Source organism: Pedobacter ginsengiterrae (assembly GCF_039537385.1).
Lineage (GTDB): Bacteria > Bacteroidota > Bacteroidia > Sphingobacteriales > Sphingobacteriaceae > Pedobacter > Pedobacter ginsengiterrae.
Map to the genome: position 1 here is coordinate 62213 of NZ_BAABAK010000003.1, position 26031 is coordinate 88243.

A 26031-nucleotide genomic window follows, 5' to 3' on the forward strand; every position below is an offset into this window, starting at 1 on the left:
AGACAAATACAAAACTTAAATTGGCATATAGTCTAGGTAATGGAAATTTTTAGATGCGTTCCGCTTTGCATATTTTTTGAAAGGTCAAAAATATCGTCTGCTTCCAAAATTTGCTTAATATAACCTTCTGATACAGCATTAATCATTGCCTTCCCTACTTCAGAAAGTTTCAATGTTTTAGCAGATAAAAATGGCGACATTAATGGGCCCAATATTTTGTAAATGGTCTTCACATTTTTTTGTCCTTTGGTTCCAGTCATTATCGCTGGGCGAAAATTGTACTGACCTTTAAATGGCAATTTGATCAAAGCATTTTCGGTTCTGCCTTTCACCCTTGCCCACATTACTTTTCCTTTTTCAGAGCTGTCTGTACGGTTGCCAGAAACGTAAATGAAAGTCATTTCTGAATTGATTTCTGATAATGCCTTTGCAAACGGAACGGCAAAATCATAGGTTTTCCTCGTAAAACTTTCCTCGTTTTCGCCAACAGAACTTACACCTGCGCAAAAAAAGCAACCATCATAATTTTTGAGTAGGTCTGAATGGTTTTTGATTTCGGAAAAATCTTTTAGAACTAATTGTTTCAGTTTCGGATGTTCTAAATCGTAATTTCTTCTTCCGATGATGAGCACTTCTGTCACTGCATGATTTTCCAAACATTCGAATAAAACGCCTTCGCCTACCATTCCTGTTGCGCCTGTTAATATTACTTTCATTTTTTTAAGGTTTTAATGGTACAAACTTCAATAATGAAAGATAATATTCTTTTGTTGACAAGTCCAGATTTATTTGTTGAGAAGTTCAGGTAAACCGAATTTATTTTGCCTTTAACTGGCCGCTAGAAACTCTGGTGATTTTTTTGCTTTGAACAATTATGCGACAGCTCTGCGAATCCTCAAATCCCAATTCAATAACAATATTACTAATGCTAATTCGTAACCTTCTTTATATGTTTACAATTTTTAAATCGATTAAGCTATTTGCAGTCGCAAAAATAGCTTCCTCATTGTTTTTTGGTTACGAGTCCAAAAGAAATTTCTTAAGAAGTAGGTTTAACTAATTATTCAAGATAAAAGATAGAACTTACAAACCATATTACCCTACACCGTAAATCAGCATCGCTGATAAAGAAAGGCCATTAAAACCTCTATAGATTAGCTGATAATTTCTACTTTTGCATTACCAGAAAAATCCATGTTCAAACTCATATTAAACACCTACAAAACATCATTCAGTGGCCTGAGCAGAGAAACCTGGTTATTAAGTATTGTGATGATGTTTAACAGATGCGGCAGTATGGCAGTTCCGTTTATGGGTTTGTATGTTACCCAAAGCCTGCACAGAAGCGAAATGGATGCAGGTTTAATCATTACCTTATTTGGTGTAGGCTCAATTTTGGGCTCGGCAACTGGCGGGAAACTCACAGATATAATTGGTTTCAGGCCAGTACAAATTCTATCGTCGATTATTGGTGGCTTACTTTTTATATTATTCTCCACCATTACGCATTTTTCTACGCTATGCATTTTAGCTGTGGTAATCAGCTTTTTTTCTGAAGCTTTTCGCCCTGCCAATTTCACGGCAGTGGCACATTATGCAAAGGAAAATACCATAACACGATCTTATTCATTAAACCGATTGGCTGTAAATATTGGTTGGTCAGCTGGCATAAGTATGGCGGGCATCATTGCGTCGATCAACTATAAACTCTTATTTATTGTAGAAGGTTCGGTGAGTATTTTAGTGGGCATTTCGATTTTATTATTATTACCTAAAGTACAAGACTTTATAAAAAAAGCGAAGGAAAACCGCAGCACGATGGTAATTTTGAAACCCTGGCAAGATGCCTTTTATGTAAAATTTATTCTTTTAACCACCTTATTCATAACCTGTGCTTTCTTAATGTTTAGAGTTGTTCCAGTGTTTTTTAAAGAAGAATGGCATATTGACGAATTTGCGATCGGGATTATTATCGGTATAAATGGCGCAATCATCGCCCTGTTCGAAATGATTATGATTAATAAAATAGAGAAGAAAAAATCGCCCATGTTTTTCATCATCATTGGATCGGTTTTCTTTGCAGTATCTTATTTATTGCTAAGCGCACCGATTATTTTTCATGTATTAACAGCTGTATTAACAATCGTAATTTTCACTGTTGGAGAAATGTTCGTGCTACCATTTATAAATACCGTTGTTATTAGCAGAAGTAACGAACATAACCGTGGCTTATATGCGGCTGGTTATACTTTAAGCTGGTCGTGTGCACAGGTTGTTGGTCCTTTAGCTGGCTTTTTTATTGCCAAACACTTAGGCTACAACTGGCTTTGGTTTGGCTTGGCTTGCATACTTTTACTTTGTGCCTATGGCTTTAGCATCCTGGATAAGAAACAGGAAAAAGCCATTCTAAATGCAGATTAGTTTTCCGTTTTCAACCGAATAGCTGAAAACGGAAAACAGCAACTATTTAAGTTTTTCGGCTTTAACTCCCTCGTTCGTAATTTTTACAGGAAGAATGTTTCCGTTAGTATCGAAATTCATTTCATCTATGCAGGTAACACGATGATTGCCATCGGTATCGCCAATTGGTCTGCGGTGGTAAACAATATAATACTTGTCTTTTTTCTTATTGATAATAACCGAATGATGCCCTGCTCCTCTAGCAATAGTATCGTTTTGCTCTAAAATCTTACCTACCCGTTTAAATGGGCCAAATGGCGAATCGCCAACGGCATAAGCAACAGAATAATCTGGACCAGTCCAGCCACCTTCACTCCACATGAAATAGTATTTACCATTTTTGATAAACATATAAGGTCCTTCTACGTACTTGTCAGGTGTAATTTCTTTAAAAATTGTTCCATCATCAAAGGGCAAGAAACCTGTAAAATCCTTATTAAGCTTAGCAATGTTGCAATGTTTCCAACCACCATAAATTAGGTAGTACTGTCCGTCTTTATCCTTAAATACAAACTGATCGATGGGTTGAGCCCCATTATGAAATTTATCTACCAAAGGTTTGCCTAAATGGTCTTTAAACGGCCCTTCAGGTTTATCAGCTACAGCTACCCCGATACCACCAACTTCGTTATCATTCTGGATATCATTCGCACCGAAAAATAAATAGTATTTTTTATCCTTTTCAACAATTGCAGGCGCCCACATTGCTTTGTTAGCCCATTTAACTGCTGAAGTATCTAAAACATGTGGATGTTTTTTCCATTTCACCAAATCATCAGATGAGAAAGCATCCAAGAAAACCTGTTCTTTATATTTGGAAGAATAGGTTGGGTATACCCAGTATTTATTATTGAAAACTGTAGCATCCGGATCAGCATACCAGCCCTCAAAGATAGGGTTTCCATATTGATTAATCGTTTTAGTACTTTGAGCAAAAGAACTAAAAGCCAATAAAAGTAAAAGAGATGAGGTTATGTATTTCATGATGACAATTTATAAAAAAATCCCTTCAAAAAAAATAATGCTGGGATACCTAACTGCTTCGACTGCGATGTAAAGATTTTTAAAGATCAAAAATCTTTCCGCTACGTTCGATATGATGAGAACAAATAAAAAAATCCCTGCTATTTACAGGGATTTTTGAATTGTTGCAAATTACAACAACTGATGTATTAATAAATTACTTACTCAATTCAGCAAAATATTTATGGAATAAAGGTAAAGTTTCGATTCCTTTGTAATAGTTAAAAATATCGTATTTTTCATTTGGTGAGTGCAACGAATCGCTATCTAAACCAAAACCAAAAAGCACAGATTTAATGCCCAAAACATCTTCGAACAATGCAACGATCGGAATACTTCCGCCACCACGTGTTGGAATAGCCGTTTTACCAAAACTATCTTCAATAGCTTTTTCCGCAGCACGGTAAGCAACACTATCTGTTGGAGTTACTACAGGTTCGCCACCATGATGAGGTGTAACTTTTACTTTCACATTTTTAGGTGCAATGCCTTCAAAGTGTTTAGTAAAAATTTCTGCAATCTCCTCTGAACTTTGATTGGGAACCAAACGCATAGAAATTTTTGCATTTGCTTTGCTTGGCAATACTGTTTTAGCACCTTCGCCAATGTAACCACTCCAAATTCCGTTAACTTCTAAAGTAGGACGAGTACCAGTACGTTCTAACGTAGAATAACCTTTTTCACCCCAAACTTCTTCTATATTAAGGTCTTTTTTATATTCTTCCTCATCATAAGGAGCAGAATTTAAAGCTTTCTTTTCTTCATCTGTTAATTCGATAACCTTATCGTAAAAAGCAGGAATGGTAATATGGTTGTTCTCATCGTGTAACGAAGCAATCATTTTGCAAAGGATTGTTGCCGGGTTTGCTACTGCACCGCCGTAGACCCCAGAGTGTAAATCACGGTTCGGACCAACAACTTCTACTTCCATGTAGGCTAAACCACGTAAACCTGTTTCAATTGATGGATGCTCCATACTGATCATCGAAGTATCTGAAATTAAAACTACATCAGCTTTCAAACGCTCTGCATTTGCTTTAACAAAAATACCAAGGTTAGCAGAACCAACTTCTTCCTCCCCCTCAATCATAAACTTTACATTGCACGCCAAAGTATTGGTTTCCATCATCAATTCGAATGCTTTAACATGCATATAAAACTGACCTTTATCATCGCAAGCACCACGAGCGTAGATTTTACCATCTCGTACGGTTGGCTCAAAAGGTGGAGTATGCCAAAGCTCCAATGGATCTGCAGGTTGCACATCGTAGTGACCGTAGATTAAAACAGTTGGTAAAGAAGCATCTATAATTTTTTCGCCATAAACAATAGGATATCCTGCTGTTTCGCAAATTTCAACCTGATCAGCACCTGCATCTTTTAGCTTTTGCGCTACATAATCTGCAGTTTTTAAAACATCGCCTTTATATTTCGGGTCGGCACTAACCGATGGAAAGCGCAATAATTCAAACAGCTCATCTAAAAAACGTTGTTTGTGCGTTTCTACATAATTTTTAATCTCTTGCATAACAAAATTAGTTTGGGCAAATATAGGGTTTTAGTATATAAGCCTTGAAATTTTCGGCATAAATGAACACAAAATTACAGGAAACATTACCTAGAAAATGTTGTGATAGTAAAACTACAAGTTGTTCTTTTTTTGGTAAAATAATTTTATTGTTATTTATTTAGATAAATTGTTTAACCGAACATTATTATTTCATTTTTTTGCTAAATTGCGCCCTTTAAACCCCTACATACAAACCTCAAAACAAGAAAGTTATAAATGAAATTAAGCGCAATTATACCGCATACCCTGCTGCTGTTTTCATTTTTAATGCCACTAATTACGATGGCTCAAACTAACGTAAAAGTTAGTTGCCCTGAAGCGGCTCAGTATTATGCAAAGGATAGTATTAATATTGTAACTTTTGGAGCAAGCACTGTAGAAGGAGTAAAAGGTCTTGGTTTTCAAAGCATGCTCGAATCCAATTTTTTAAATTGCTATGGCGGCAAGGTTGTAAACATCACAAATCAGGGCATTGGCGGACAAACCACCTTACAGGGCTTACTTAGAATTGATAAGGCTGTACAAAACAGAACGGGCTTTATTGTAATTTCGATGGGTGTAAACGACGCCATAGCCATTGCTTCAGGAAAAGGAAGTGTTGCCGAAACTACCGCAAACATGAGGCTTCTGATTACTACTAGCCTTAAACAGAAACTCGTTCCTATATTATGTACATTACAAAATGTTGATGATAGAAATAATACACCTCTTGTAGCTGTTAACGTAAACATTAGAAACATTAATGCAGCATATAGAAAACTGGCCGCAGAGTATAAAATTTATCTCGCCGATGTAAACGCAGCTATGCGTAGAGATTTCTCCCTTTATCAGGATGCTTTTCATCCAAACGCGAGAGGTTACCGACTTATAAGCTATGTAATTTTCGACGCTATAAACAAGGCTATTTTCGATAGATTTCTGAAGTTTATTGTAACCCAGAACTACCCTAACCCAGCATCGGTACAAACTTTTATTGATATTGTTCTTCCCGAATCGGATAAAGTAAATGTACAGATTTATGATATTATGGGGCGCTTGACTAAAACAGTTGTAAATGAATACTTAAACACAGGAAAACACACTTTCGACATTAATACAAGCAACTTCGTTCCTGGGGTTTATTTTTTCAAAATATCATCAGACTCTGGTCAGTATAATTCTGTGAAAAAGTTCATCGTATCAAGGTAACAAAAGATTTATTTGTTAGTCACATAGTGGATTAATAGTTTTATATCTTTAACCATGCCTACAGAAACTTTCACAAACGAAGCAATTGATATAGAAAAGCTTCCTAAATATGAAGAAATCCAACTAATCCAACCTCACTCCGATTATTGGAAAATCATTTGCATTAATCTTTTAACCGTGCTAGGCTTAGCTGCAATTGGTGCTACAATATTGATAATTTTTATTGATGAAATCAGACCAAATGCTTTGCTTATTATTGGTATATATTTTGTAATGGCAGTACTTCTTTTTCTACTATTCAGGGCAAGCTTTAAGAAACGTGGCTATGCTATTAGAACAAAAGATGTAATTTACAAAAGCGGAATTATAGCCGAATCTACAACGATTGTTCCTTTAAACAGAATTCAGCATATAGAGCTAAATGAAGGTTTATTATCCAGAATTTACAAATTAGGTTCTTTACAAATATTTACAGCTGGAGGCCAAAGCGGACATTTACATATTGCGGGAATACCAATTAACGAAGCAAAAAGTATTCGCGATTTACTTTTGAATAAACTCGAGCTGATTGAAAAACCGACAACTGAAATCGAACAATAATGAACAGCGACTTTAGTAAACCGCAAAGGCAATCGGCTTTTGGTATTATTGTAATGGCAGCCCATACCGCTTTTAAAATAGGTAGAGCCTTTGCATTTTTGATCGTTATTGCCCTTGTTAAATCTCAGGGTAATTACTTGTTATACATTTTATTGGCCCTGGCCTTAATGTTATTAGTTAGTTTCTTATTTGCTTATTTATGGTACATTAAGTTTACTTTCTTTTTAGATAAGGAAAAGCAGGAATTCGTAGTAAACAAGGGGATTTTTAATCGTGACCAGGTAACGATTCAACTCGATAAGATACAACAGGTTAACATTAATCAATCGATACTGCAAAAAATTATCGGCGTTTATGGCTTAAAAATAGATACTGCTGGTGCACACAGCGAAGAGGTAGATATTAAAGCAATTGACGAAACATCTGCATATAACTTAAAAGAGCATCTTTTAAACAGAAAAGCATTGGCTATTGATGACTTGGAAACCGCTGAACAGCATTCTTCGACTGCGGAAGTACCTTTATTGAAAATAAGCTCATGGACCTTACTTAAAGTTGGTTTAACCTCTAACTATGGGCAAAGCGTAGCTTTATTGGTTGCTTTCTTTTACACTATAATATATGAAGGCAGACAATTAATAGATGCTTTTCAAATTGATAAAGATGAAATACAAACCACGGTAACTGGCATGCTTACCATATTAACGGTTGCTATTTTAGTTGCTGCTCTTTTAATTACCTTACTAATTATTAACCTGGTTAGAACTTTTTATAAGTATTTCGAACTGGAAATTAGTGAGCACAAACATTCCCTGCTCCTATCATCAGGATTAATCGCTAAGAAAAACACTTTGGTAAGTCCAAAGAAAGTTCAAATTACCAAATACAGTCAGAATTATTTCCAAAAGAAACTAAACATGCTTAATCTTAGTTTAAAGCAGGCACATTTTGGTCAAAGTAAAAAAGGGCATGAAATGCATGGATCTACATTGGAAATTCCAGGTTGCAACCCAACAGAACGAGATGACTTACTGAAAATGATTTTAGGAAAAATCCCAGAACAAGGCAAAACGTTTATACCCGATTGGCGTTTCCTAAATTTGCCCATCTTCTTTAAATTGGTTTTACCTGTTGCTGTTTTTCTAGTTTTAGCATTTAATACACCAGAAGTGAAACCTTTTGTTGGTTTTGCCTTTGCTTATTTTATTATTGGAGTTTTAATGATTTATATTAGCTATCGAAGGCATCGAATTTCCGTAAATCGCGATTTTATTATCAAGCAAAGTGGGATTTGGGACATTTCTAACGAAATTGTTTCGCCAGTTAAGATACAAGCTATCACTACTTTTCAATATCCCTGGCATAAAAGTGTAGATGTTGGCCACCTTTGTTTGCATACTGCCGCTGGTCAAATTCATTTTAAATACGGCAATTACACTGAGATTAAGCAATTGGTTAACTATTGGCTATATCAGGTGGAAAGCGCTAATGAGGATTGGATGTAGTTGATGGTTTATTTCTTCGGAATTTACAAATAACGCAGCTGTTTCTGCGCAAATCATCTTCAATCTGTAGGCGTATTAAGTGATTTAGTTAATAATATTTCCAGCAGATCAGAAAGATTAACGCAGATCTTCTACAAAATCACTTTCTTTCTGCGGGAAATTCTATAATGTCATAATTCCTTTGATGGTTGCTGTCTGTTTGTAAATTGCAATTACTTCATCAGCATTCTGCACTTGCTTTTTAACAGTAATTGATACATATTTGCCTGTTTTAGATGGCTGTTCAAAAAACTCGTCATTCGGCAAAACCTTTCTCAAATCCTCAATTTTATCAAGTCCACCAGTGATAATAAACTTAAAATGATACAAACCTGGAAACTTCTCAACGCTTTCTAGTTTCTCTTTAAGGTTGGCATAAATATCTGTATTGTTTCCCTCTGGGATATCTGTAAATTCTATGTTTTTATTTATTTTTTTATCTTCCATATTTACAATATATCAAATTCTATTCCTAAATATTTTAGGTGCAATTATGGCAGAAAGCTGTTTTTAGTTTAACCATTAAACGACTGAAGTTCGATACAAACTAGCAATGCTTTAATGTAATTATAGAAATGCATTTTGCAAATTAAACCCTGGATAGTAGCAGAAACCCATCATTTCTAAACCTTGGCGTAGCGGATACCTGCCTTGAGCGTAAGGCCTGCAAGCGTATGAGCAAAGCAAAGGGCTAACATTATGTGGATACACAGGTTTTGCTTTTCAAAAAAATCGGCCCTCTATTTCTCCACAAATTCAATAAAAAACTTTTGAATTGTTATTTTTGAGCCTCAAAAAAACAGGAGCCGATTTGGATTATTTAGAAGGATTAAACCCACAACAAAGAGCAGCAGTAGAGAACACTAAAGGACCAGTAATGATTGTTGCGGGTGCTGGTTCGGGCAAAACGAGGGTAATTACGTATAGGGTTGCCCATTTGATTCAAACTGGAACCGATCCTTTTAACATTTTGGTTTTAACCTTTACCAACAAAGCAAGTAAGGATATGCGTGAGCGTATTGGTAAAGTGGTTGGTGCGGAGGCGAAAAACATCTGGATGGGTACTTTTCACTCTGTTTTTGCAAAAATTTTACGTGTTGAAGCGGAGAAAATTGGTTATCCAAGCAATTTTACCATTTATGATACCGATGATAGCAAAAGCGTATTGCGTGCCATTTTGAAAGAAATGCAACTAGATGATAAACTTTATGCGGTTAACTTCGTGTTCGGAAGGATTTCTTCGGCTAAAAATAATTTGATTTCGTGGGGTGAATACCAGGCTAACGACCAAATTCAGGCGGAAGATATTCAAAATAAACGTCCATTGATTGGACAGATTTATGAGCAATATGCCAAACGTTGCTTTAGGGCTGGCGCCATGGATTTTGATGATTTATTATTCAAAACCAACATTTTATTGAAAGAACATACGGATGTTTTAAATAAATACCAGCAAAAATTTAGGTATTTGATGGTGGATGAGTACCAGGATACTAACTTTTCGCAATATACAATTGTGAAAAAACTGGCTGCTGCTTATCAAAACATTTGTGTGGTAGGTGATGATGCGCAAAGTATTTACGCTTTCCGTGGAGCGAATATTCAAAACATTTTGAACTTCGAACGCGATTATCCTGATTTAAAAGTTTACAAATTAGAGCAAAACTACCGCTCTACTCAAAATATTGTTGATGCAGCGAGTAGCATTATTGCAAACAACAAAAATCAGTTAGAGAAAAATGTTTTCTCTGAAAATGCCGAAGGTGATCGAATTAAGGTTGCACGTGCTTTTACAGATAATGAAGAAGGCAAATTGGTTGCCGAATCGATTATTCAGGAGCGTACAACAAAAGGTTACAAGCATAGCGATTTTGCTATTTTATATCGTACAAACGCCCAAAGCAGAGCGATGGAGGAAGGTTTGCGCAAGCTAAACATTCCTTATAAAATCTACGGTGGTCAATCTTTTTACCAACGCAAAGAGATTAAGGATTTAATTGCCTACTTCCGTTTAACCTTTAATCCGAAGGATGAGGAAGCGATTAAAAGGGTGATTAACTATCCTAAACGTGGAATTGGCGATACTTCTATTGATAAAATTATTGTTGCGGCAGATCAAAATAATGTAACGATGTGGGATGTGATTTCCAACGCACATCAATATGTTGATGGCCGTTTAGCAAACCAGTTGAACGATTTTTCGATGATGGTTCAAAGCTTTCAGGCGGAAGCAAAAAAGCTTGATGCTTACGATTCGGCTTTGTTTATTGCGCAACACGCTGGTATTTTAAAGGAACTTTATACCGATGATAGTGTTGAAGGCAGGGCGAGATATGAAAACATCCAAGAGTTGTTAAATGGTATAAAAGAGTTTGCCGAGCGTGAGGATATTGAAGAGAAAGGTCTGGATATTTTTATGCAAGATGTGGCGCTTTTAACCAATGACGATAAGGATGGCGATAAAAACAAGGATACGGTTTCGTTAATGACGATTCACTCGGCCAAAGGATTAGAGTTTAAAAATGTATTTATTGTTGGTTTGGAAGAGAACCTTTTCCCATCGCAAATGTCGGTTAATTCGCGTTCTGACTTAGAAGAGGAACGTCGTTTGTTTTATGTAGCCATCACGCGAGCCGAGATAAAACTAACCATTACTTATGCCACCTCTCGCTATCGCTGGGGAACTTTAACTAACTGTGAGCCAAGTCGTTTCATTAACGAAATTAATCCGCGGTTTTTAGAATTGGAAGTTAAACCTGCTAAAAGCAATATGATTGAGGGCAGTTTTGATGATGAGCGTAAAACATGGACTTCGCAACCGCGTGATTTCTTTAGTAAACCGAAACCTGCAAGTACAAGTTCTGCTCCTCCTCCACGCCCAAAAACTACTTCGTTACTGGCAAAAGCTCACGTGCCTACGCCTGGTTTTGCACCATCCCAACCACATGAATTTCAAGGCGGTATGGAAGTGGAGCATGAAAAGTTCGGTTTCGGAAAGATTATTAGTTTGGAAGGCGCTTTGCCTGATGTTAAAGCAACGGTATTTTTTCAAGGACTGGGTAATAAGCAATTGTTACTGAAGTTTGCGAAATTGATGATTGTGAGGTAAGTATATTTTTGCAAAAAAAAAATTATTTGCCACGGAAGCACGGAATTAGGTTTTAATTTTTCGTGGATTCTGTGCCTCCGTGGCAATTTATAATTAAGTCTTTCCATGTAGGTTTCTTCTTTGGCTTAAAATTTGTTTGCCACGGAAACACGAAAGACACTGAACTAGGTTTTAATTTCCATGGATTCTGTGCCTCCGTGGCAATTTATATTTAAATCTTTCCATGTACGTTTCGTCTTTTTGCTTAAAATTTGTTTGCTACGGAAACACGAAAGACACGGAACTAGGTTTTAATTTCCGTGGATTCTGTGCCTCCGTGGCAATTTATATTTAAATATTTCGAAGTAGGTTTCGACTTTTTGCTTAAAATTTGTTTGCCACGGAAACACGAAAGACACGGAGCTAGGTTTTAATTTCCGTGGATTTTTTACCTCCGTGGCAATTCTTTTAATCGTACTAATTAATCGTCTTCCTCTCTGTGAAACATTTGTGCGCTCTGTGGTAAAACCTTTTCCTTAGAAGTTAACCCCAATTTTGAGTTTGAAAAAGCCCAAAATTATCCTTATTATTGAGACTGTTTCTCCCGCAGAAAAACCATGCAGCTTACTCGATTAGAAATTAAAGGATTCAAAAGCTTTGGCGATAAAGTAACCATCAATTTTAATGAGGGCGTTACGGCTATTGTTGGACCGAATGGTTGTGGAAAATCCAATGTGATTGATGCCATGCGATGGGTTTTGGGCGAGCAAAGCACCAAAGCTTTACGTTCTGAAAAGATGGAAAACATCATCTTCAATGGCACCAAAAACCGTAAGCAGGCACAACTAGCCGAAGTTTCGTTGAGTTTTGATAATACCAAAAACATCCTACCTACTGCTTATTCTCAGGTTACAGTTACCCGAAAACTATATAGAAATGGGGATAGCGAATATCGTTTAAATGATGTTCAATGTCGTTTAAAAGATATTACCGATCTATTTTTAGATACTGGAATAGGCTCTGATAGTTATTCGATCATTGAGCTAAAAATGGTTGATGAAATCATTACCAATAAGGAACACAGTCGACGTTCGTTATTTGAAGAAGCATCAGGAATTTCGAAATACAAGCTACGCAAGAAACAGACATTCAATAAATTGAAAGATACTGAAGCGGATTTAGAACGTGTGGATGATTTACTTTTCGAAATCGAAAAGAACCTGAAAACCTTGGAAAGTCAGGCGAGAAAAGCTGAGCGTTATTACAAATTAAAGGAACAATACCGCGAATTGAGTGTTCAATTGGCTACCCATCGAATTGCCTTTTTCCGCACCGATTTAAATGCTCTGGAAACCCAAGAGCAAAGTCAGCAAGTTTTGAGAATTGAATTAAGCACCAAGATTGATACCCAGGAAGCTGAACTTCAAAAAACTAAATTGGAAAGTATTCATCAGGAGAAGAACCTTTCGATACAACAAAAAGCAACCAATGAACTTGTTTCTAAAATTCGAGCGTACGAAAGCGAGAAGAAGGTAAAAAATGAGCAAATGCGTTTTTTACAAGAAAAAGAAAGTCGTTTAAGTGGAGAACTGGAAAAAGATAAAAATCAGCTTAACCACATTAAATACAATATTAAGCGTTTAAACGAGGAAGTTTTAACAGAAACGGAGGTTTTTAATAAAGTCGAATCAGATTTAAAACTTCTTAAAACTTCTCTTGATACTCTTCGCGAGCAACAACAAATAGAGAAAAACAGGATTGATAATCTGGTAAAATCGGTTAACGATTTGCAGAATCAGGTTTATCAGTCTCAAAAAGAAATCGATATTTTAAATATTCAAAAAGATGCTTTGATACAAGAAACCAACAGAAATGTTGATGATACTGAAACCAAAACATCAGAATTAAAGGCTTTTGATCATGCTTTGGCGGAGCTAGATTTGAAAGTTAATGAAAGGCAATCCAACATTAAATTGCTTAAAGAAGCAGAAGAAATCTTAAAAGAAAAACTGGCTGAATCGGAAGTTAATTTAAGCTCGAATAAAGAAAAACTTACTGCAGAAAATCGTAAAAAAGATGCTAAGCAGAACGAATACAACCTTACAAAATCGCTTGTAGATAGTTTAGAGGGCTTTCCCGAATCTATCCGCTTTTTAAAAAAAAATACGGCTTTTGCTAAAAGTGCTTTGCTCCTATCTGATATTTTGTTTTGTAACGAAGATTATCGAATTGCAATAGAAAATTATCTTGAGCCTGTAATGAATCACTACGTGGTCGATCGTTATGCAGATGCTGTTCAAGCAGTTAACTTATTGACCGACGCCAGCCGTGGGCGAGCTAATTTCTTTATTTTAGAAAATATTCCAGATAAAAACCCACACTTTGCTACACATGAAGGTTTGGTTTCTGCCCTTTCAGTTGTAGAGGTAGATAAGAAATACCAGCAGCTTTGTAATTTGCTTTTGCAAAATGTGTACATCGCTATTGCAGAGCAAGAAAATATTTTCAAGAATGCGCCAACCGAAAGTTTAACTGTTTTAGCCAAAAACGGAAAATATGCGCAAACTAAATTTACGCTTTCAGGTGGCTCGGTTGGTTTATTTGAAGGAAAAAGAATCGGTCGTGCTAAAAATTTAGAGAATTTAGCTAAAGAAATTAATCAATCCGAATCGCTGATTAATCAATATAATATTGCAATAACTACCGAAACTGAACAAATTTTAAATCTGAAAGAATCCTCAAAAATCAATCAGATTAATACTTTTCAGCAAGAATTAAATCGAATCAGTAACGAGCAAATTTCGGTTCAAACACGTCGAGATCAATATCAGGAATTTATTACGACCAGCGAAAATCGAAAAACAAATATCGCACAGAAAATAGTTTCTATTGAAAAATCTTTATCAGAAAAATTACCAGCTTTGGTTGAATTGCAGAAAAAGCAACAACAAGATCATGTTAACCTGCAAGAACAGCAACTGAACTATCAAGACTTGGCTGATCTGGTAAATGAATCTGCTGGAAAATATAATCAGGATAATATCCGTTTCCATCAGCAACAAAATAAGCTTTCGGGTTTGGAAAAAGATTTGGATTATCGTTTTGTTCAGGAAGAAGCCTTAAATAAACGAATTGCTCAAAATGACAAGGAACTTCAGGAAACCTTAACCCAAATTACAGCTACTTTGCAACATACCGATTTAAGCGATGATACACTTTTAGAGATGTACCAGCAACGAGAAGATATGGAAAAAGGCTTGACTGAATTGGAAAAGGAGTATTTTGAGCGTAAAGGCAATATCAACGAAATGGAAAATAGCCTCACAAATATTCGTAAAAATCGTGAGGAAACAGACTTTCTTTTAACAGAAATCAAGGACAAAAAGAATGCGCTTAAGATTGATTTAAATTCATTGAAAGAACGTTTGGCTGTTGAGTTTAACATCGACATTAACGATCTTTTAGAAACTGAAGCTGAGGTAGAAGTTTTAGAAAGTGAGTTTGAGATTCGCCAGAAAGTAGAGAAAATGAAACGCCAACTGGATGAATTTGGTGCAATCAACTCCATGGCAATGGAAGCTTTTAAAGAAATGGAAGAGCGTTACGTTTTTATTCAGAATCAGAAAAAAGACTTGAATGCAGCCAAAACCGATCTTTTGCAGACCATAAAAGAGATTGATGATACCGCAAAAGATAAATTTATGCAAGCCTTTACCCAAGCTCGCGAACATTTTATTGTGGTTTTCCGTTCACTTTTCAATGAAGAAGATAGTTGCGACTTGATTCTTTCGGATGTAAATAACCCATTAGAAGCCGATATCGATATTATCGCCCGACCGAAAGGCAAAAGGCCATTATCTATTAATCAATTATCTGGAGGAGAAAAAACCTTAACCGCCACTGCACTTCTATTTTCACTTTATTTATTAAAACCTGCCCCATTCTGTATTTTCGATGAGGTTGATGCTCCGCTGGATGATACGAACATTGATAAATTCAACAATATCATCCGTAAATTCTCCGATCAATCGCAGTTTATTATCGTATCGCATAATAAACGTACCATTGCCAGTACTGATATTATTTATGGCGTAACCATGGTTGAACAGGGCGTTTCGAGGGTTGTAGCAGTAGATTTAAGGGAAGTTGCGGCCTAAAACGAAAGTCTTAAAGTAAAAGTGAGAAACAGATTCCTTTTACAAGAGACCCTATATTATAACATTGGTAAATTCAAATCTTTCTGAACTTCTGTCATGCTGAGGCACGAAGTATATGCAGCCTATGAAACAGATGCGTCGTGCCTCAGCATGACAAAGCCTCAACTACGCAATACAGTATAAAAAACTACGTTTTCCTTTCAATATCCCAATAATTAATATCTTTAAGGCCAAATATCATAAAAAATGAAAATCCTATATATTATCCCCTTAGCGATGATGCTCAGCTGTTGTTCATCAGTTAAAAACCAATCTTCAACTGGAGCAGGCAAATTAGATAACCAGCTTTTAAAAGATGTAGAAATATTATCATCAGATGCATACCAAGGTAGAAAAACAGGAACAAAAGGCGCAGAAATGGCAAGAGCTTACATCATCGAACGCTTTCAGAAACTTGGATTAAAATCTTATCCTCAGCACGTAAATTACGCACAGGAGTTTACGTTTAATTCAAGAGGTGGAGCAAAAGTTAATGGCACAAATGTAATTGGCTATATACCTGGTAAAACATCAAACGTAATCGTGGTTTCAGCACATTACGATCATTTAGGCGTAGTTAAAGACGAAGTTTTTAATGGTGCAGATGATAATGCATCAGGAACTGCAGGCTTACTAAAAATTGCGGCATATTTCGCCAAAAATAAACCAACCAATACCATCATTTTTGCTTCATTCGATGCAGAAGAAATGGGTTTACAGGGCGCAAAAGCATTTGTGGCTAATCCACCAGTTAACATTAATACCATTGCTGTTAATTTAAATATGGATATGATTAGTCATAGTGATAAAGGCGAACTTTATGTTGCTGGTACATTTAAGTATCCTGATTTGAAGAAATATGTAGATACTACAAGAAAGGAAATCAAAGTTATTTTAGGTCACGATGATCCTAAACTTGGTCATGATGACTGGACTAACCAAAGTGATCAAGGCGCATTTAATGCTAAAAATATTCCGTTTCTATACTTTGGCGTAGAAGACCACAAAGATTACCATAAAGCAACCGATGAATATTCGACCATTACCAAACAGTTTTTCAGTGATGCAGCGAATGCAGTTTTAGATGTTGTTAAAAGTATTGATAAACAATCCGAATTACAGAAATCTTTAAAAGATAAAATGATTATGAAAAATTAATTTTATTTCTTCATAACGAATCTGAACCTGCTCATTTGGGCAGGTTTTTTTATGCCTTAGATTTTAAAAATAAAATTATATAACTGTAAATCAATATCTTAAAATTTAAACTACAAAAATAGTTTGCAAACTATAAATATAGTAGTAACTTCATTTAACCAAACTATAAAAATAGTTACTATGATAAAAGAACTCACAAAAGCAGAAGAACAGATTATGCTCATCCTTTGGGAAATGGAAGAAGCATTGGTAAAGGATGTAATCGAAAAGATGAATGAACCAAAGCCTGCTTATAATACGGTATCAACGGTAATTAGGGTTTTAGAGGGCAAAGGTTTTGTAGATCATAAAGCAATCGGTAATACGTACATCTATTTTCCTATTATTAAAGAAGCTGATTATAAGCGTTTTGCGTTAGAAAAAGTAATGAACAATTACTTTGAAAATTCTTACGAGAGTTTAGTCTCCTTTCTTGTAAAGGATAAAATCATGAGCAATGATGAGCTTAACGAAATCATCCAGCTTGCAGAAAAACTTAAAAAAGATAAATAATGAACTGGTTATATTATTTACTCGAAGCTAATCTATACCTCTCCATATTCTACGGCTTTTACAGATTGTTCTTGCATAAGGAAACTTTTTATGTACTGAACAGATATTATCTGATATTAAGCTCACTTATAGCTTTTTTAATTCCGTTCTTACAACTGGGCTTTTTAAATAAAGACATTATTCAAAATGAACAGGTTATTTATCAGCAGATTCAAATAGATAAATCATTATTTACAGTTGAAAACATATTGTTATTCACTTACACATTAACGGCTATGTTTTTTCTTTCAAAAATGATATGGGGTTTAAGATATATCATTCACTTATTAAAGAAATCAGGAAAAAGGATTGAAAATGGCGTAACTGTAATCGAATTATCTAATACCAAAACGGCATTTTCTTTTTTCAACTTCTTGTTTATCGATCCTCAGTTGCCTCGAAGAAATACCATTTTAAATCACGAAATGGCTCATATAAAGCAAAAACATAGTTTAGATGTGTTGTTTTTTGAACTAATAGGAAGCTTAAGCTGGTTCAATCCGATCGTTCATTTCTTAAAAAGCGACATTAAACTTTTGCATGAGTATTTAGCTGATGAAGAAACAACTAAAAATGGGATAGAAAAATATGAATATGCTATTTTTTTAATACAAAATTCTTACGGTGACCAGTCAATAAAATTTACTAATCAAATATTTAATTCATCAATTCTAAAAAGAAGAATAAACATGTTAAATCAGAAAAAATCGGCAAAATGGGCCAGGCTCAAATTGTTACTTGTATTACCAGTTACAGGACTTATGCTTTGTACTTCTACAATGGCATTTACTAAAGATTATGGAGTTGTTGATTTGTATCCGAAAAATATTCACAAATACGCTGCTAGTCCGCAAGATAGCCTGAAAAAGAAAAAAGTTAAAGAGATTACAATTTTACCTGCTCCACCAGCACCAGGCCAAAAATCGAAGGTAAAAGGTATAAAACAAGTGCCACCTCCACCACCTGTTGAGCCAATAGCTCCACCTCCGCCACCAAAAGAACCAACTAAACTGAGACTAAAAAAAATCGCTCCACCTCCACCGCCAATTGAGCCAGCGCCAAAGAAAAAAGTTAGCAAAAGTGATGTGATATCGGGAACCACAATTACTATAGAAGAACCAGTTATAAAAAAAGTAAAAGGTATAAAATTAGCCCCACCACCACCGCCAATTGAATCTGCACCTAAAAAGCAAGCTGGTAAAGACGATGTAATTTACGGAGATCCAATACCAGGAACTAGGTAAAATTCATTAGAACCTAGAAAAATTTAAAAACTAAATCTAAAATTATGAGCTGGCTATATTATTTACTTGAGGCTAATTTGTACCTCGTATTATTTTATGGATTTTATAAGATAACCCTGCAAAAAGACACTTTCTTTAAATTAAATAGGTTCTATTTAATTACAAGCTCAGTTTTAGCTTTAGTTTTTCCATTCATCCAATTAGGGTTTTTAAAAAAACCAATTCTGATCCTGAACGATTTAATTGTTCAACCAAGTGCATCTGAACCTCAATATTCTGATATTTTACCCTTGCAGGAGGTAAAGCAAGATTTTCTAACGGCTGATCATATTGTGTTTGCTATATATATTTTAGTTGCTTTTTCATTACTTATAAAATTGATTTTAACGATCAAAAACATTGTTAAAATAAAAAATCTGCCATCAACAACTTTGGAAAACGGAGTTGAATTAATTGAATTGAAAAATTCAAAGATGGCATTTTCTTTCTTTAATTCAATCTTTTTAGACCCTCATTTACCTGACAGACATACCATTATTAAACATGAGTTAGCGCACATTAATCAGAAACACAGTTTCGATGTTTTATTTTTTGAGATTTTACAAATTGTAAATTGGTTTAACCCCATTCTACATTTCCTTAAAAAGGATGTAAAACTAATACATGAATACTTGGCTGACGAAGAAACCACTAAGGCAGAAATCGAACGATATCCCTATGCAATGTTTCTTATTCAAAATTCTGTTGGCTTTCAAAATTTTAAACTTACTAACCAAATATTTAGTTCATCTATTTTAAAAAAAAGAATTACAATGCTAAATCAAAAAAAATCGGCTAACTGGGCAAGGCTCAAAATGCTAATTCTTTTACCTTTAATTGGCGGGGTACTAGCCTTATCAACCATGGCGTTTACAAAAGACTATTGTGTATTGGATTTATATTCACATGCATTGGTAAAACAAGACACCATAAAAGCTAATAGTATAATTGAAGGATTAACGATTCTAGATGAAGGCACAAAATTTACTTTAACGTTTAGATATAATGACTTACTAAAAAAGGGTATGCCAGTATCAAAAAAACTCTTTATTGTAAATGGTAAATCGATTGAATCTGGAAGTATTGGTGGTGTTGAAAATGCAGATTATTTTATAGATTTAGATTCGGAGAATGGAATGAAAAAATACGGCAAAAAGGCTGAATTTGGGGCAGTTGAAGCTGTCGGAAAAAACATAAAAATTCTAAATGTCCCTTCTCCACCGCCTCCTGGAAAACCAATTGATTAATTAGAATATCGAATAGACTTACTGCGGCACATAAACCACATATTTAGTCTCAAAGAAATCTTCTTCAAAATAGGCTGAAAGCGGATATAATTCTGCTTTCAGTTTCGATTCTTTAATTTCTTCGGCTAAATCGCCACCCTTTAAATATAAAATTCCATTTGGAATTGCATTTAGAGATTCCTTTTTAAACTTTCCCTGAATCCAAGGGTAGAATTCACCTAGGCGAGTAACCGCTCTGGAAACGACGAAATTGTACTTATCCTTAAGTTGTTCTGCCCTTAAATGATCGGCTTTAACATTATCTAAACCTAAAGCAGAAGCAACTTCTTTAACAACCTTAATTTTTTTCCCAATAGAATCTACTAGGTGAAACTGAGTTTCAGGAAATAAAATAGCTAAAGGAATACCTGGAAAGCCACCACCAGTACCCACATCGAGCACACTTTCGCCAGCTTTGAAAGTACAAACCTTTGCAATTCCAATTGAATGGAGTACATGACGTTCATACAATTCTTCGATATCTTTTCTTGAAATTACGTTGATTTGCGCATTCCAATAACTGTATAAGTCAAAAAGTTGCGAAAACTGTGCAATTTGTTTATCAGTTAAGTTATTAAAATATTTAAGAATTAGGTCTGGTTTAACTTCAAGCATAATGATGGAGCCTTAAAATGGCTGTTTAATTTTATTTCCAACTAACTTTCTTTTTGCCAAACATGGATAAAAATCCATTTAAGGTTAAAAAGAAGAACAAAAGTATATCTAATATCGGGAACCACCAACGTAAATCTCTATAATTTAAACGGTTCAATAATTTCGGATAAATCAGGCATCTGATGAGGATACTAAATCCAAGAATTCCTGCAGCAATATATCTCGTTTCGAGACTAAAAAACATACAAGCTGCAAAGGCAGCATAAAACATAAACTGAGCAATAATTTGCAGACTTAAAATAAATTTGTGTTCTGACTTGTAAAATTTACCTGCTCCAAAATGGCGCTTTTTCTGTTTTAAATAGCCACTCCAGGTTTGATTTGGTTCGCTCCAAACCTGGCTTTCTTTATTGATCCTAATTTGTGTGTTATGTTTATTTGCATGCGCATTTACAAATAAATCATCATCGCCCGAAGGGATGTGCATATGAGCTGCAAAACCTTTATTTTTGAAAAATAATGATTTCTTGTAAGCCATATTTCTACCAACACCCATGTACGGCATCCCTTTTAGGGCAAAAGAAAGATAGTTTACTGCAGTAAAAAATGTTTCGAAACGAATAAGTGCATTTAGCAGGCTTCTTCTTTTTAAATATGGCGAGTAGCCCAAAACAATTTCAACATTTTCGTCGGTAGGCTGCTGCATACCCAATAGCCAGTTATCGCTTTCAGGTATACAATCAGCGTCAGTAAAAACCAGCCAATCGTGTTTTGCAGCTTTTATTCCCATAGTTACGGCAAACTTTTTGCCTGCAATGAATTTATCGTTATCTAAAATTTTAACAACTTTTAGTTTTGAGTATTGCTTTTCTAATTGCTCTAAAAATTCTTCAGTACCATCCCAAGAGCGATCATTAACAACAACTACCTGAAAATCAGGATAATTTTGATTTAAAATACTTGGTAAATATCTTTCAAGATTTGTAATCTCATTTCGTGCACAAATAATTACACTTACTGGCTCTTTTGCTGTTTCAGGTATTTCTTCAACACGGACCTGAGCTAATTTTAAGTGCACAAAAAGCACATAATAGAGCTGTACAAAAAGACAAAGAACTAAAATAGAAAGTAAAGAAATTTCGGGTATGGATAATATCACAACGTTAAAATAAATAAGCGCAAATTTCTCATTTTTAATCTGTAATACGCTTTTATTTTGATAAAAAATTAAACAAAAATATACCCTCTTATTTTCTTATTTTTGGCAGATTTTTGTGACGAGAAAAACACCATATGAAATTTACTTTAAAGGCTAACGATCCGCTTTCTAAAGCCAGAGCGGGCACAGTTACAACAGCCCATGGCGAAATACAAACACCAATTTTTATGCCTGTGGGTACTGCTGGAACGGTTAAGGCTGTTCATCAACGCGAATTAAAACAGGATATTGATGCGCAGATTATTTTAGGCAATACCTATCATTTATACCTTAGACCAGGATTAGACACTTTAGAAAAAGCTGGTGGCCTGCATAAATTTATAGGTTGGGATCGCCCAATTTTAACTGATAGTGGTGGTTATCAGGTTTATTCTTTAAGTAAAGTACGAAAAATAAAAGAAGAGGGCGTAACATTTCGTTCGCATATTGATGGTTCTAAGCACCTTTTTACACCAGAGTATGCAATGGATATTCAGCGTACAATAGGTGCAGATATTATAATGGCTTTTGATGAGTGTACACCTTATCCGTGCGATTACACATATGCTGCTGAATCCGTTAAAATGACGCACCGTTGGTTAAAACGTTGCTGTATTCATTTTGATAATACACAACCAAAATATGGTTTTGATCAAACTTTATTCCCTATTGTACAAGGTTCTGTTTATAAAGATTTAAGAATAAAATCAGCAGAATTTATTGCAAGCATGGGAAGAGCGGGTAATGCAATCGGTGGATTATCGGTGGGAGAACCTGCCGAAGAAATGTATGCAATGACTGAAGTTGTTTGCGATATATTACCATACGATAAACCTCGTTACTTAATGGGTGTTGGTACGCCGATTAACTTGCTCGAAAACATTGCACTTGGTGTTGATATGTTTGATTGCGTTATGCCTACCAGAAATGCCAGAAACGGCATGTTGTTTACTAAAAACGGTATTATAAATATTAGAAATAAAAAATGGGAGCAAGATTTTTCTCCAATAGAAGCTGATAGCGATTTACATGTCGATTTAGTAACCAGCAAGGCTTATTTACGACATTTAGTACATAGCAAAGAAATGCTTGGCGCACAAATTGCTACCTTGCATAACCTGCACTTTTATCTTTGGTTAGTTAAAGAAGCTCGGGAAAAAATAATCAGCGGAGAGTTTTACGAATGGAAAAACCAAATGGTTAAAGTATTGGGCAATAAGCTATAAAATGAATTTAATAAAGGGCAACATAAAAATTATCGACCGCTATATTATTGGCAAATATCTGGGTACATTTGTATATACACTCGCTATTTTCGTAATTATAATTGTTGTATTCGATCTATCTGAAAAACTTGATGATTTTTTAAAAAGCGGATTGAGCTTTTGGGGCGTATTAACTAAATACTACGCTGGCTCTATTCCTTTTTATATAAATATGCTCTCGCCCCTTATTAACTTTATTGCGGTAATATTTTTTACGGCAAAAATGGCCGACCAAACTGAAATTGTGCCTATTTTAAGTGGTGGCGTTAGTTTTAACCGATTCTTGTTTCCTTATTTTATATCGGCAAGTATTATATTTTCGGCAAATCTAGCGTCGAATTTATATATACTGCCTTATACAAATACGCTAAAAAATACCTTCGAAAATACCTACGTTAAAAGAAATGACCCTTCTACGAAATCAAACATCCACATGAAACTGGATGATAAAACTTACATATATATTCAAAGTTTTGATAACAAAACTAATTACGGCTATCGTTTTTCCTTAGATAATTTTAATGGCGATGTATTGGTAAAAAAAATAGTTGCTGATAATATAAAATGGGATTCTACTAAGCGAAAATGGCAGTTAAGCAATTACTCCATTAGAAAAATTGATGGTTTAAAAGAGAGCATGATTTATGGAAATGGAAAGCTAAAAGATACAATCTTGGATATGCGTCCTGATGATTTTTCGGCATATGATAACGTAGTTCAAAACCTTTCTACCCCTGAATTGGCCGAGAAAATTCGTAAAGAAAGAACCCGCGGAACGGGTATAATGAACGACTTAATGTTTGAGCAATATAAACGCTATATCCAACCATTATCAGCCTTTGTGTTAACCCTTATCGGTGTCGCATTATCATCACGCAAAGTACGTGGTGGCGTTGGCGTTTCGCTTGGTATTGGCATCTTCTTAAGCTTCGCTTATATTGTATTTAATCAATTCACTCAAATGTTTTCTACCAAAGGCGGCTTACCTCCTTTTATAGCAGTTTTATCGCCAACAATTGTATTCGGTTTGTTAGGTTTGTACCTACTCAAACGTGCACCAAAATAACATGGAAGCCAACAAAAAAAACCTCCTTATTCTTCATCTTACTGTTTTTATTTGGGGCTTTACTGGCGTACTTGGAAAAGTAATTTCTATTGATGCAGTACCTATGGTTTGGTACCGAGTTTTAATTGCTACATCAACACTTTTTGCCTGGTTTTTATTAACCAAAAAGAATATAAAAATCACAAGAAAACAGTTCATACAGTTTTTTTTGACTGGCGGAATCGTGGCTATCCACTGGATTTTTTTCTTCCACGCTATCAAAGTTTCTACCGTTTCTGTAACCTTAGTTTGCCTTTCATCCTTCACTTTATTTACTGCAATTTTAGAACCTTTAATTAAAAAACAGCCTATTCACATGGGCGATATTTTAGTTGGATTGTTAATTATTGTTGGCATATATATGATTTTCAAATTTGAAAGTCAATACACTTTAGGAATAATTTTTGGCCTTTTAGCCGCAGTCGCTTCCAGTTTATTCTCTACAATAAACTCTACATTTGTTCAAAAAAGCGAACCTTCAATTATCGGATTTTACGAACTCGTTGGAGGTTTATTCTGGATAACCTTGTATCGTTTATATGATGGTTCTTTATTAAATACTCATTTCAATCTTAACACAAAAGACTGGTTTTATATCGCCATTTTAGGCACGCTTTGCACATCAGTTGCCTACGTTGCAGGTGTTTCTGTTATGCGAACTTTATCTGCATTTCGAGTAGCACTTGTAACCAATTTAGAACCAGTTTACGGCATTATCCTGGCCTTTATTTTCTTCAAAAATAAAGAGCAAATGACGGGCGGTTTTTACATCGGTGCCATTGTAATTTTGGCTTCTGTTTTCCTTTACCCTATCTATAAAAACAGGAAGAATAATCTTTAGTTTTCGATAAACTCAAACACATTTTAACGGCTTAATCTATTAGCCAAAAGGCAAGATATTTACCATTGAATGTAATAGAAAAAACTTCGGTTTACGGAACAATTCTAAACACCTACAACACACCAATTTTGTAATATACTCACAAACATTACGACCCTAAAAAGCTCGGTTTTAAAGCTAACGAAATTAATTAGAAATTGAGATGTCCCCATTAAAACGGAGTATTTAGCTCGCCTTTTAAGCGGTTTGTTTTTGCTTAATTCGAACCATTAATTAGTTAAAATTACTACTTATAAAGCTAATAAAATTGCAAGAAATAGGTGGTTGTAACAACAAGGTAGTTAATTTCAAACTGAAAGTCTTAACCTCAAAAACACAACACAAAATACTAATAATCAGCAAATTAACAGCAAAAATGGATTTTAGCTATAAAGTCAACAAATCAGCTATTAGAAAGCGAATATTGCAAAGAAATTCAATTAAAGAGGCTGAAACGAGCATATTTTTAGCCTAATATGTGGTGTTTTATATACGTTTTATTGAACATACAAACTTTTAACAGTATCAAAAAGCGGCTAAATTGTAAGGAAAAAAAGGCTTTTGAAAGTCAAAATCATCATAATATCTGGTCTAAAAAACAAAGCAAAATACCTACGGGTTACATCCATTCTAACCAAATATCATGATTATCCTTTGAGCAGTAACTCTATCGAGGCCCGATTAAATTAACGCCATTTAGTCAGCTATAATTATTCTACTCCAAATTTTTTAAGCTAAAACTATGAGAATAGCTGAATAAAAAAAGGAAAAAATACACCAGTTGATGCGACGAAAAATCATCAATTTTCAACAAAAAAATTTGCGAAACCAGTCATCTCTATAAGCCTTTATCTTCATTTTTTTTAAATGATAATCCCTAATAAATACAGCTTAATTAAGTTGAAAAATTCTATTAAAAACTCAATATTTTAAGGCTAAAAAATAAATTCTGATTTCCAATTTCCGTAACCTAAACTCAAA

19 protein-coding genes are annotated in these 26031 nt (G+C 34.8%); 13 read left to right on the plus strand and 6 right to left on the minus strand.

The genetic code is table 11. From position 1 onward, the window contains the following. Positions 1-32: 32 nt before the first annotated feature. Entirely contained in the window at positions 33-716 is a 684-nt protein-coding gene (locus ABD692_RS02450) for an NAD-dependent epimerase/dehydratase family protein (protein ID WP_344764656.1), read from the minus strand. Between the two features lie 478 nt (positions 717-1194). On the opposite strand from ABD692_RS02450, the gene ABD692_RS02455 reads away from it, so the two are divergent. After that, a complete protein-coding gene (locus tag ABD692_RS02455; RefSeq protein WP_316759127.1) occupies positions 1195-2421 on the plus strand; it encodes an MFS transporter in 1227 nt (408 codons plus the stop codon). A 42-nt stretch (positions 2422-2463) separates the two neighbouring features. On the opposite strand, the gene ABD692_RS02460 is transcribed toward ABD692_RS02455, so the two are convergent. Next, complete coding sequence (locus ABD692_RS02460; protein WP_344764659.1) at positions 2464-3444, minus strand: glycoside hydrolase family 43 protein; 981 nt, start codon at positions 3442-3444, stop codon at positions 2464-2466. Positions 3445-3640: 196 nt separating this feature from the next. Beyond that, complete coding sequence (locus ABD692_RS02465; protein WP_344764661.1) at positions 3641-5011, minus strand: dipeptidase; 1371 nt, start codon at positions 5009-5011, stop codon at positions 3641-3643. A gap of 258 nt (positions 5012-5269) precedes the next feature. On the opposite strand from ABD692_RS02465, the gene ABD692_RS02470 reads away from it, so the two are divergent. The 3 genes from ABD692_RS02470 to ABD692_RS02480 are packed head-to-tail and all read left to right on the plus strand — an operon-like array spanning position 5270 to position 8346. Further along, entirely contained in the window at positions 5270-6241 is a 972-nt protein-coding gene (locus ABD692_RS02470) for an SGNH/GDSL hydrolase family protein (RefSeq protein ID WP_344764663.1), read from the plus strand. 54 nt (positions 6242-6295) lie between these two features. Next, positions 6296-6841 (plus strand): PH domain-containing protein, encoded by a 546-nt coding sequence (locus tag ABD692_RS02475; RefSeq protein WP_344764665.1) that lies wholly within the window; start codon positions 6296-6298, stop codon positions 6839-6841. Further along, positions 6841-8346, plus strand: coding sequence for a PH domain-containing protein (locus ABD692_RS02480; protein ID WP_344764667.1), 1506 nt, complete (start codon positions 6841-6843; stop codon positions 8344-8346). The genes ABD692_RS02475 and ABD692_RS02480 overlap by 1 nt, the downstream gene beginning before the upstream one ends. 162 nt (positions 8347-8508) lie before the next feature. Here the strand turns inward: ABD692_RS02480 and ABD692_RS02485 are convergent, their stop codons facing one another. After that, positions 8509-8832, minus strand: coding sequence for a DUF493 family protein (locus tag ABD692_RS02485; RefSeq protein ID WP_344764669.1), 324 nt, complete (start codon positions 8830-8832; stop codon positions 8509-8511). 364 nt (positions 8833-9196) lie between these two features. Between ABD692_RS02485 and ABD692_RS02490 the strand changes: the two genes are divergently transcribed. The 6 genes from ABD692_RS02490 (at position 9197) to ABD692_RS02515 (ending at position 19948) form a co-directional block, all read left to right on the plus strand. Continuing rightward, positions 9197-11494, plus strand: a complete 2298-nt coding sequence (locus ABD692_RS02490; protein ID WP_316760120.1) for an ATP-dependent helicase — start codon at positions 9197-9199, stop codon at positions 11492-11494. A gap of 596 nt (positions 11495-12090) precedes the next feature. Next, complete coding sequence (gene smc, locus ABD692_RS02495; RefSeq protein ID WP_344764671.1) at positions 12091-15630, plus strand: chromosome segregation protein SMC; 3540 nt, start codon at positions 12091-12093, stop codon at positions 15628-15630. A 246-nt stretch (positions 15631-15876) separates the two neighbouring features. After that, on the plus strand, positions 15877-16827 hold the full coding sequence (locus tag ABD692_RS02500; protein WP_344764673.1) for a M28 family peptidase: 951 nt from the start codon (positions 15877-15879) through the stop codon (positions 16825-16827). Between the two features lie 180 nt (positions 16828-17007). After that, positions 17008-17379 carry a BlaI/MecI/CopY family transcriptional regulator gene (locus ABD692_RS02505; protein WP_316759150.1) on the plus strand — a complete coding sequence of 124 codons (372 nt, stop codon included), beginning with the start codon at positions 17008-17010 and terminating at the stop codon, positions 17377-17379. Continuing rightward, complete coding sequence (locus tag ABD692_RS02510; protein WP_344764675.1) at positions 17379-18662, plus strand: M56 family metallopeptidase; 1284 nt, start codon at positions 17379-17381, stop codon at positions 18660-18662. Before ABD692_RS02505 ends, ABD692_RS02510 begins: the two co-directional genes overlap by 1 nt. 44 nt (positions 18663-18706) lie before the next feature. Further along, positions 18707-19948 (plus strand): M56 family metallopeptidase, encoded by a 1242-nt coding sequence (locus ABD692_RS02515; RefSeq protein ID WP_344764677.1) that lies wholly within the window; start codon positions 18707-18709, stop codon positions 19946-19948. A gap of 18 nt (positions 19949-19966) precedes the next feature. Here ABD692_RS02515 and rsmG read toward each other — a convergent pair whose 3' ends face one another. Together rsmG and ABD692_RS02525 are read right to left on the minus strand one after the other, a co-directional pair. Beyond that, positions 19967-20602 (minus strand): 16S rRNA (guanine(527)-N(7))-methyltransferase RsmG, encoded by a 636-nt coding sequence (rsmG, locus tag ABD692_RS02520; protein ID WP_316759161.1) that lies wholly within the window; start codon positions 20600-20602, stop codon positions 19967-19969. 31 nt (positions 20603-20633) lie between these two features. Then, positions 20634-21761, minus strand: a complete 1128-nt coding sequence (locus tag ABD692_RS02525; protein ID WP_344764680.1) for a glycosyltransferase — start codon at positions 21759-21761, stop codon at positions 20634-20636. A gap of 134 nt (positions 21762-21895) precedes the next feature. Here ABD692_RS02525 and tgt point away from each other — a divergent pair, with 134 nt between their 5' ends. The 3 genes from tgt to ABD692_RS02540 are packed head-to-tail and all read left to right on the plus strand — an operon-like array spanning position 21896 to position 25011. After that, a complete protein-coding gene (tgt, locus tag ABD692_RS02530) occupies positions 21896-23026 on the plus strand; it encodes a tRNA guanosine(34) transglycosylase Tgt (RefSeq protein ID WP_344764682.1) in 1131 nt (376 codons plus the stop codon). Position 23027: 1 nt separating this feature from the next. Next, the gene (locus ABD692_RS02535) at positions 23028-24131 is read left to right on the plus strand and encodes an LptF/LptG family permease (RefSeq protein ID WP_316759168.1); all 1104 of its coding nucleotides are present in this window, start codon (positions 23028-23030) and stop codon (positions 24129-24131) included. Position 24132: 1 nt separating this feature from the next. Next, entirely contained in the window at positions 24133-25011 is an 879-nt protein-coding gene (locus ABD692_RS02540; protein WP_344764685.1) for a DMT family transporter, read from the plus strand. The last annotated feature ends 1020 nt before the right edge of the window (positions 25012-26031 follow it).

What these genes read in the sequence shown, in the direction of transcription:
- ABD692_RS02455 (WP_316759127.1), top strand. Translation starts at nt 1,195, where the DNA reads ATGTTCAAACTCATATTAAACACCTACAAAACATCATTCAGTGGCCTG.
- ABD692_RS02480 (WP_344764667.1), top strand. Translation starts at nt 6,841, where the DNA reads ATGAACAGCGACTTTAGTAAACCGCAAAGGCAATCGGCTTTTGGTATT.
- smc (WP_344764671.1), top strand. Translation starts at nt 12,091, where the DNA reads ATGCAGCTTACTCGATTAGAAATTAAAGGATTCAAAAGCTTTGGCGAT.
- ABD692_RS02505 (WP_316759150.1), top strand. Translation starts at nt 17,008, where the DNA reads ATGATAAAAGAACTCACAAAAGCAGAAGAACAGATTATGCTCATCCTT.
- ABD692_RS02515 (WP_344764677.1), top strand. Translation starts at nt 18,707, where the DNA reads ATGAGCTGGCTATATTATTTACTTGAGGCTAATTTGTACCTCGTATTA.
- ABD692_RS02460 (WP_344764659.1), bottom strand. Translation starts at nt 3,444, where the DNA reads ATGAAATACATAACCTCATCTCTTTTACTTTTATTGGCTTTTAGTTCT.
- tgt (WP_344764682.1), top strand. Translation starts at nt 21,896, where the DNA reads ATGAAATTTACTTTAAAGGCTAACGATCCGCTTTCTAAAGCCAGAGCG.
- rsmG (WP_316759161.1), bottom strand. Translation starts at nt 20,602, where the DNA reads ATGCTTGAAGTTAAACCAGACCTAATTCTTAAATATTTTAATAACTTA.
- ABD692_RS02475 (WP_344764665.1), top strand. Translation starts at nt 6,296, where the DNA reads ATGCCTACAGAAACTTTCACAAACGAAGCAATTGATATAGAAAAGCTT.
- ABD692_RS02470 (WP_344764663.1), top strand. Translation starts at nt 5,270, where the DNA reads ATGAAATTAAGCGCAATTATACCGCATACCCTGCTGCTGTTTTCATTT.
- ABD692_RS02510 (WP_344764675.1), top strand. Translation starts at nt 17,379, where the DNA reads ATGAACTGGTTATATTATTTACTCGAAGCTAATCTATACCTCTCCATA.
- ABD692_RS02500 (WP_344764673.1), top strand. Translation starts at nt 15,877, where the DNA reads ATGAAAATCCTATATATTATCCCCTTAGCGATGATGCTCAGCTGTTGT.
- ABD692_RS02485 (WP_344764669.1), bottom strand. Translation starts at nt 8,832, where the DNA reads ATGGAAGATAAAAAAATAAATAAAAACATAGAATTTACAGATATCCCA.
- ABD692_RS02540 (WP_344764685.1), top strand. Translation starts at nt 24,133, where the DNA reads ATGGAAGCCAACAAAAAAAACCTCCTTATTCTTCATCTTACTGTTTTT.
- ABD692_RS02465 (WP_344764661.1), bottom strand. Translation starts at nt 5,011, where the DNA reads ATGCAAGAGATTAAAAATTATGTAGAAACGCACAAACAACGTTTTTTA.
- ABD692_RS02535 (WP_316759168.1), top strand. Translation starts at nt 23,028, where the DNA reads ATGAATTTAATAAAGGGCAACATAAAAATTATCGACCGCTATATTATT.
- ABD692_RS02450 (WP_344764656.1), bottom strand. Translation starts at nt 716, where the DNA reads ATGAAAGTAATATTAACAGGCGCAACAGGAATGGTAGGCGAAGGCGTT.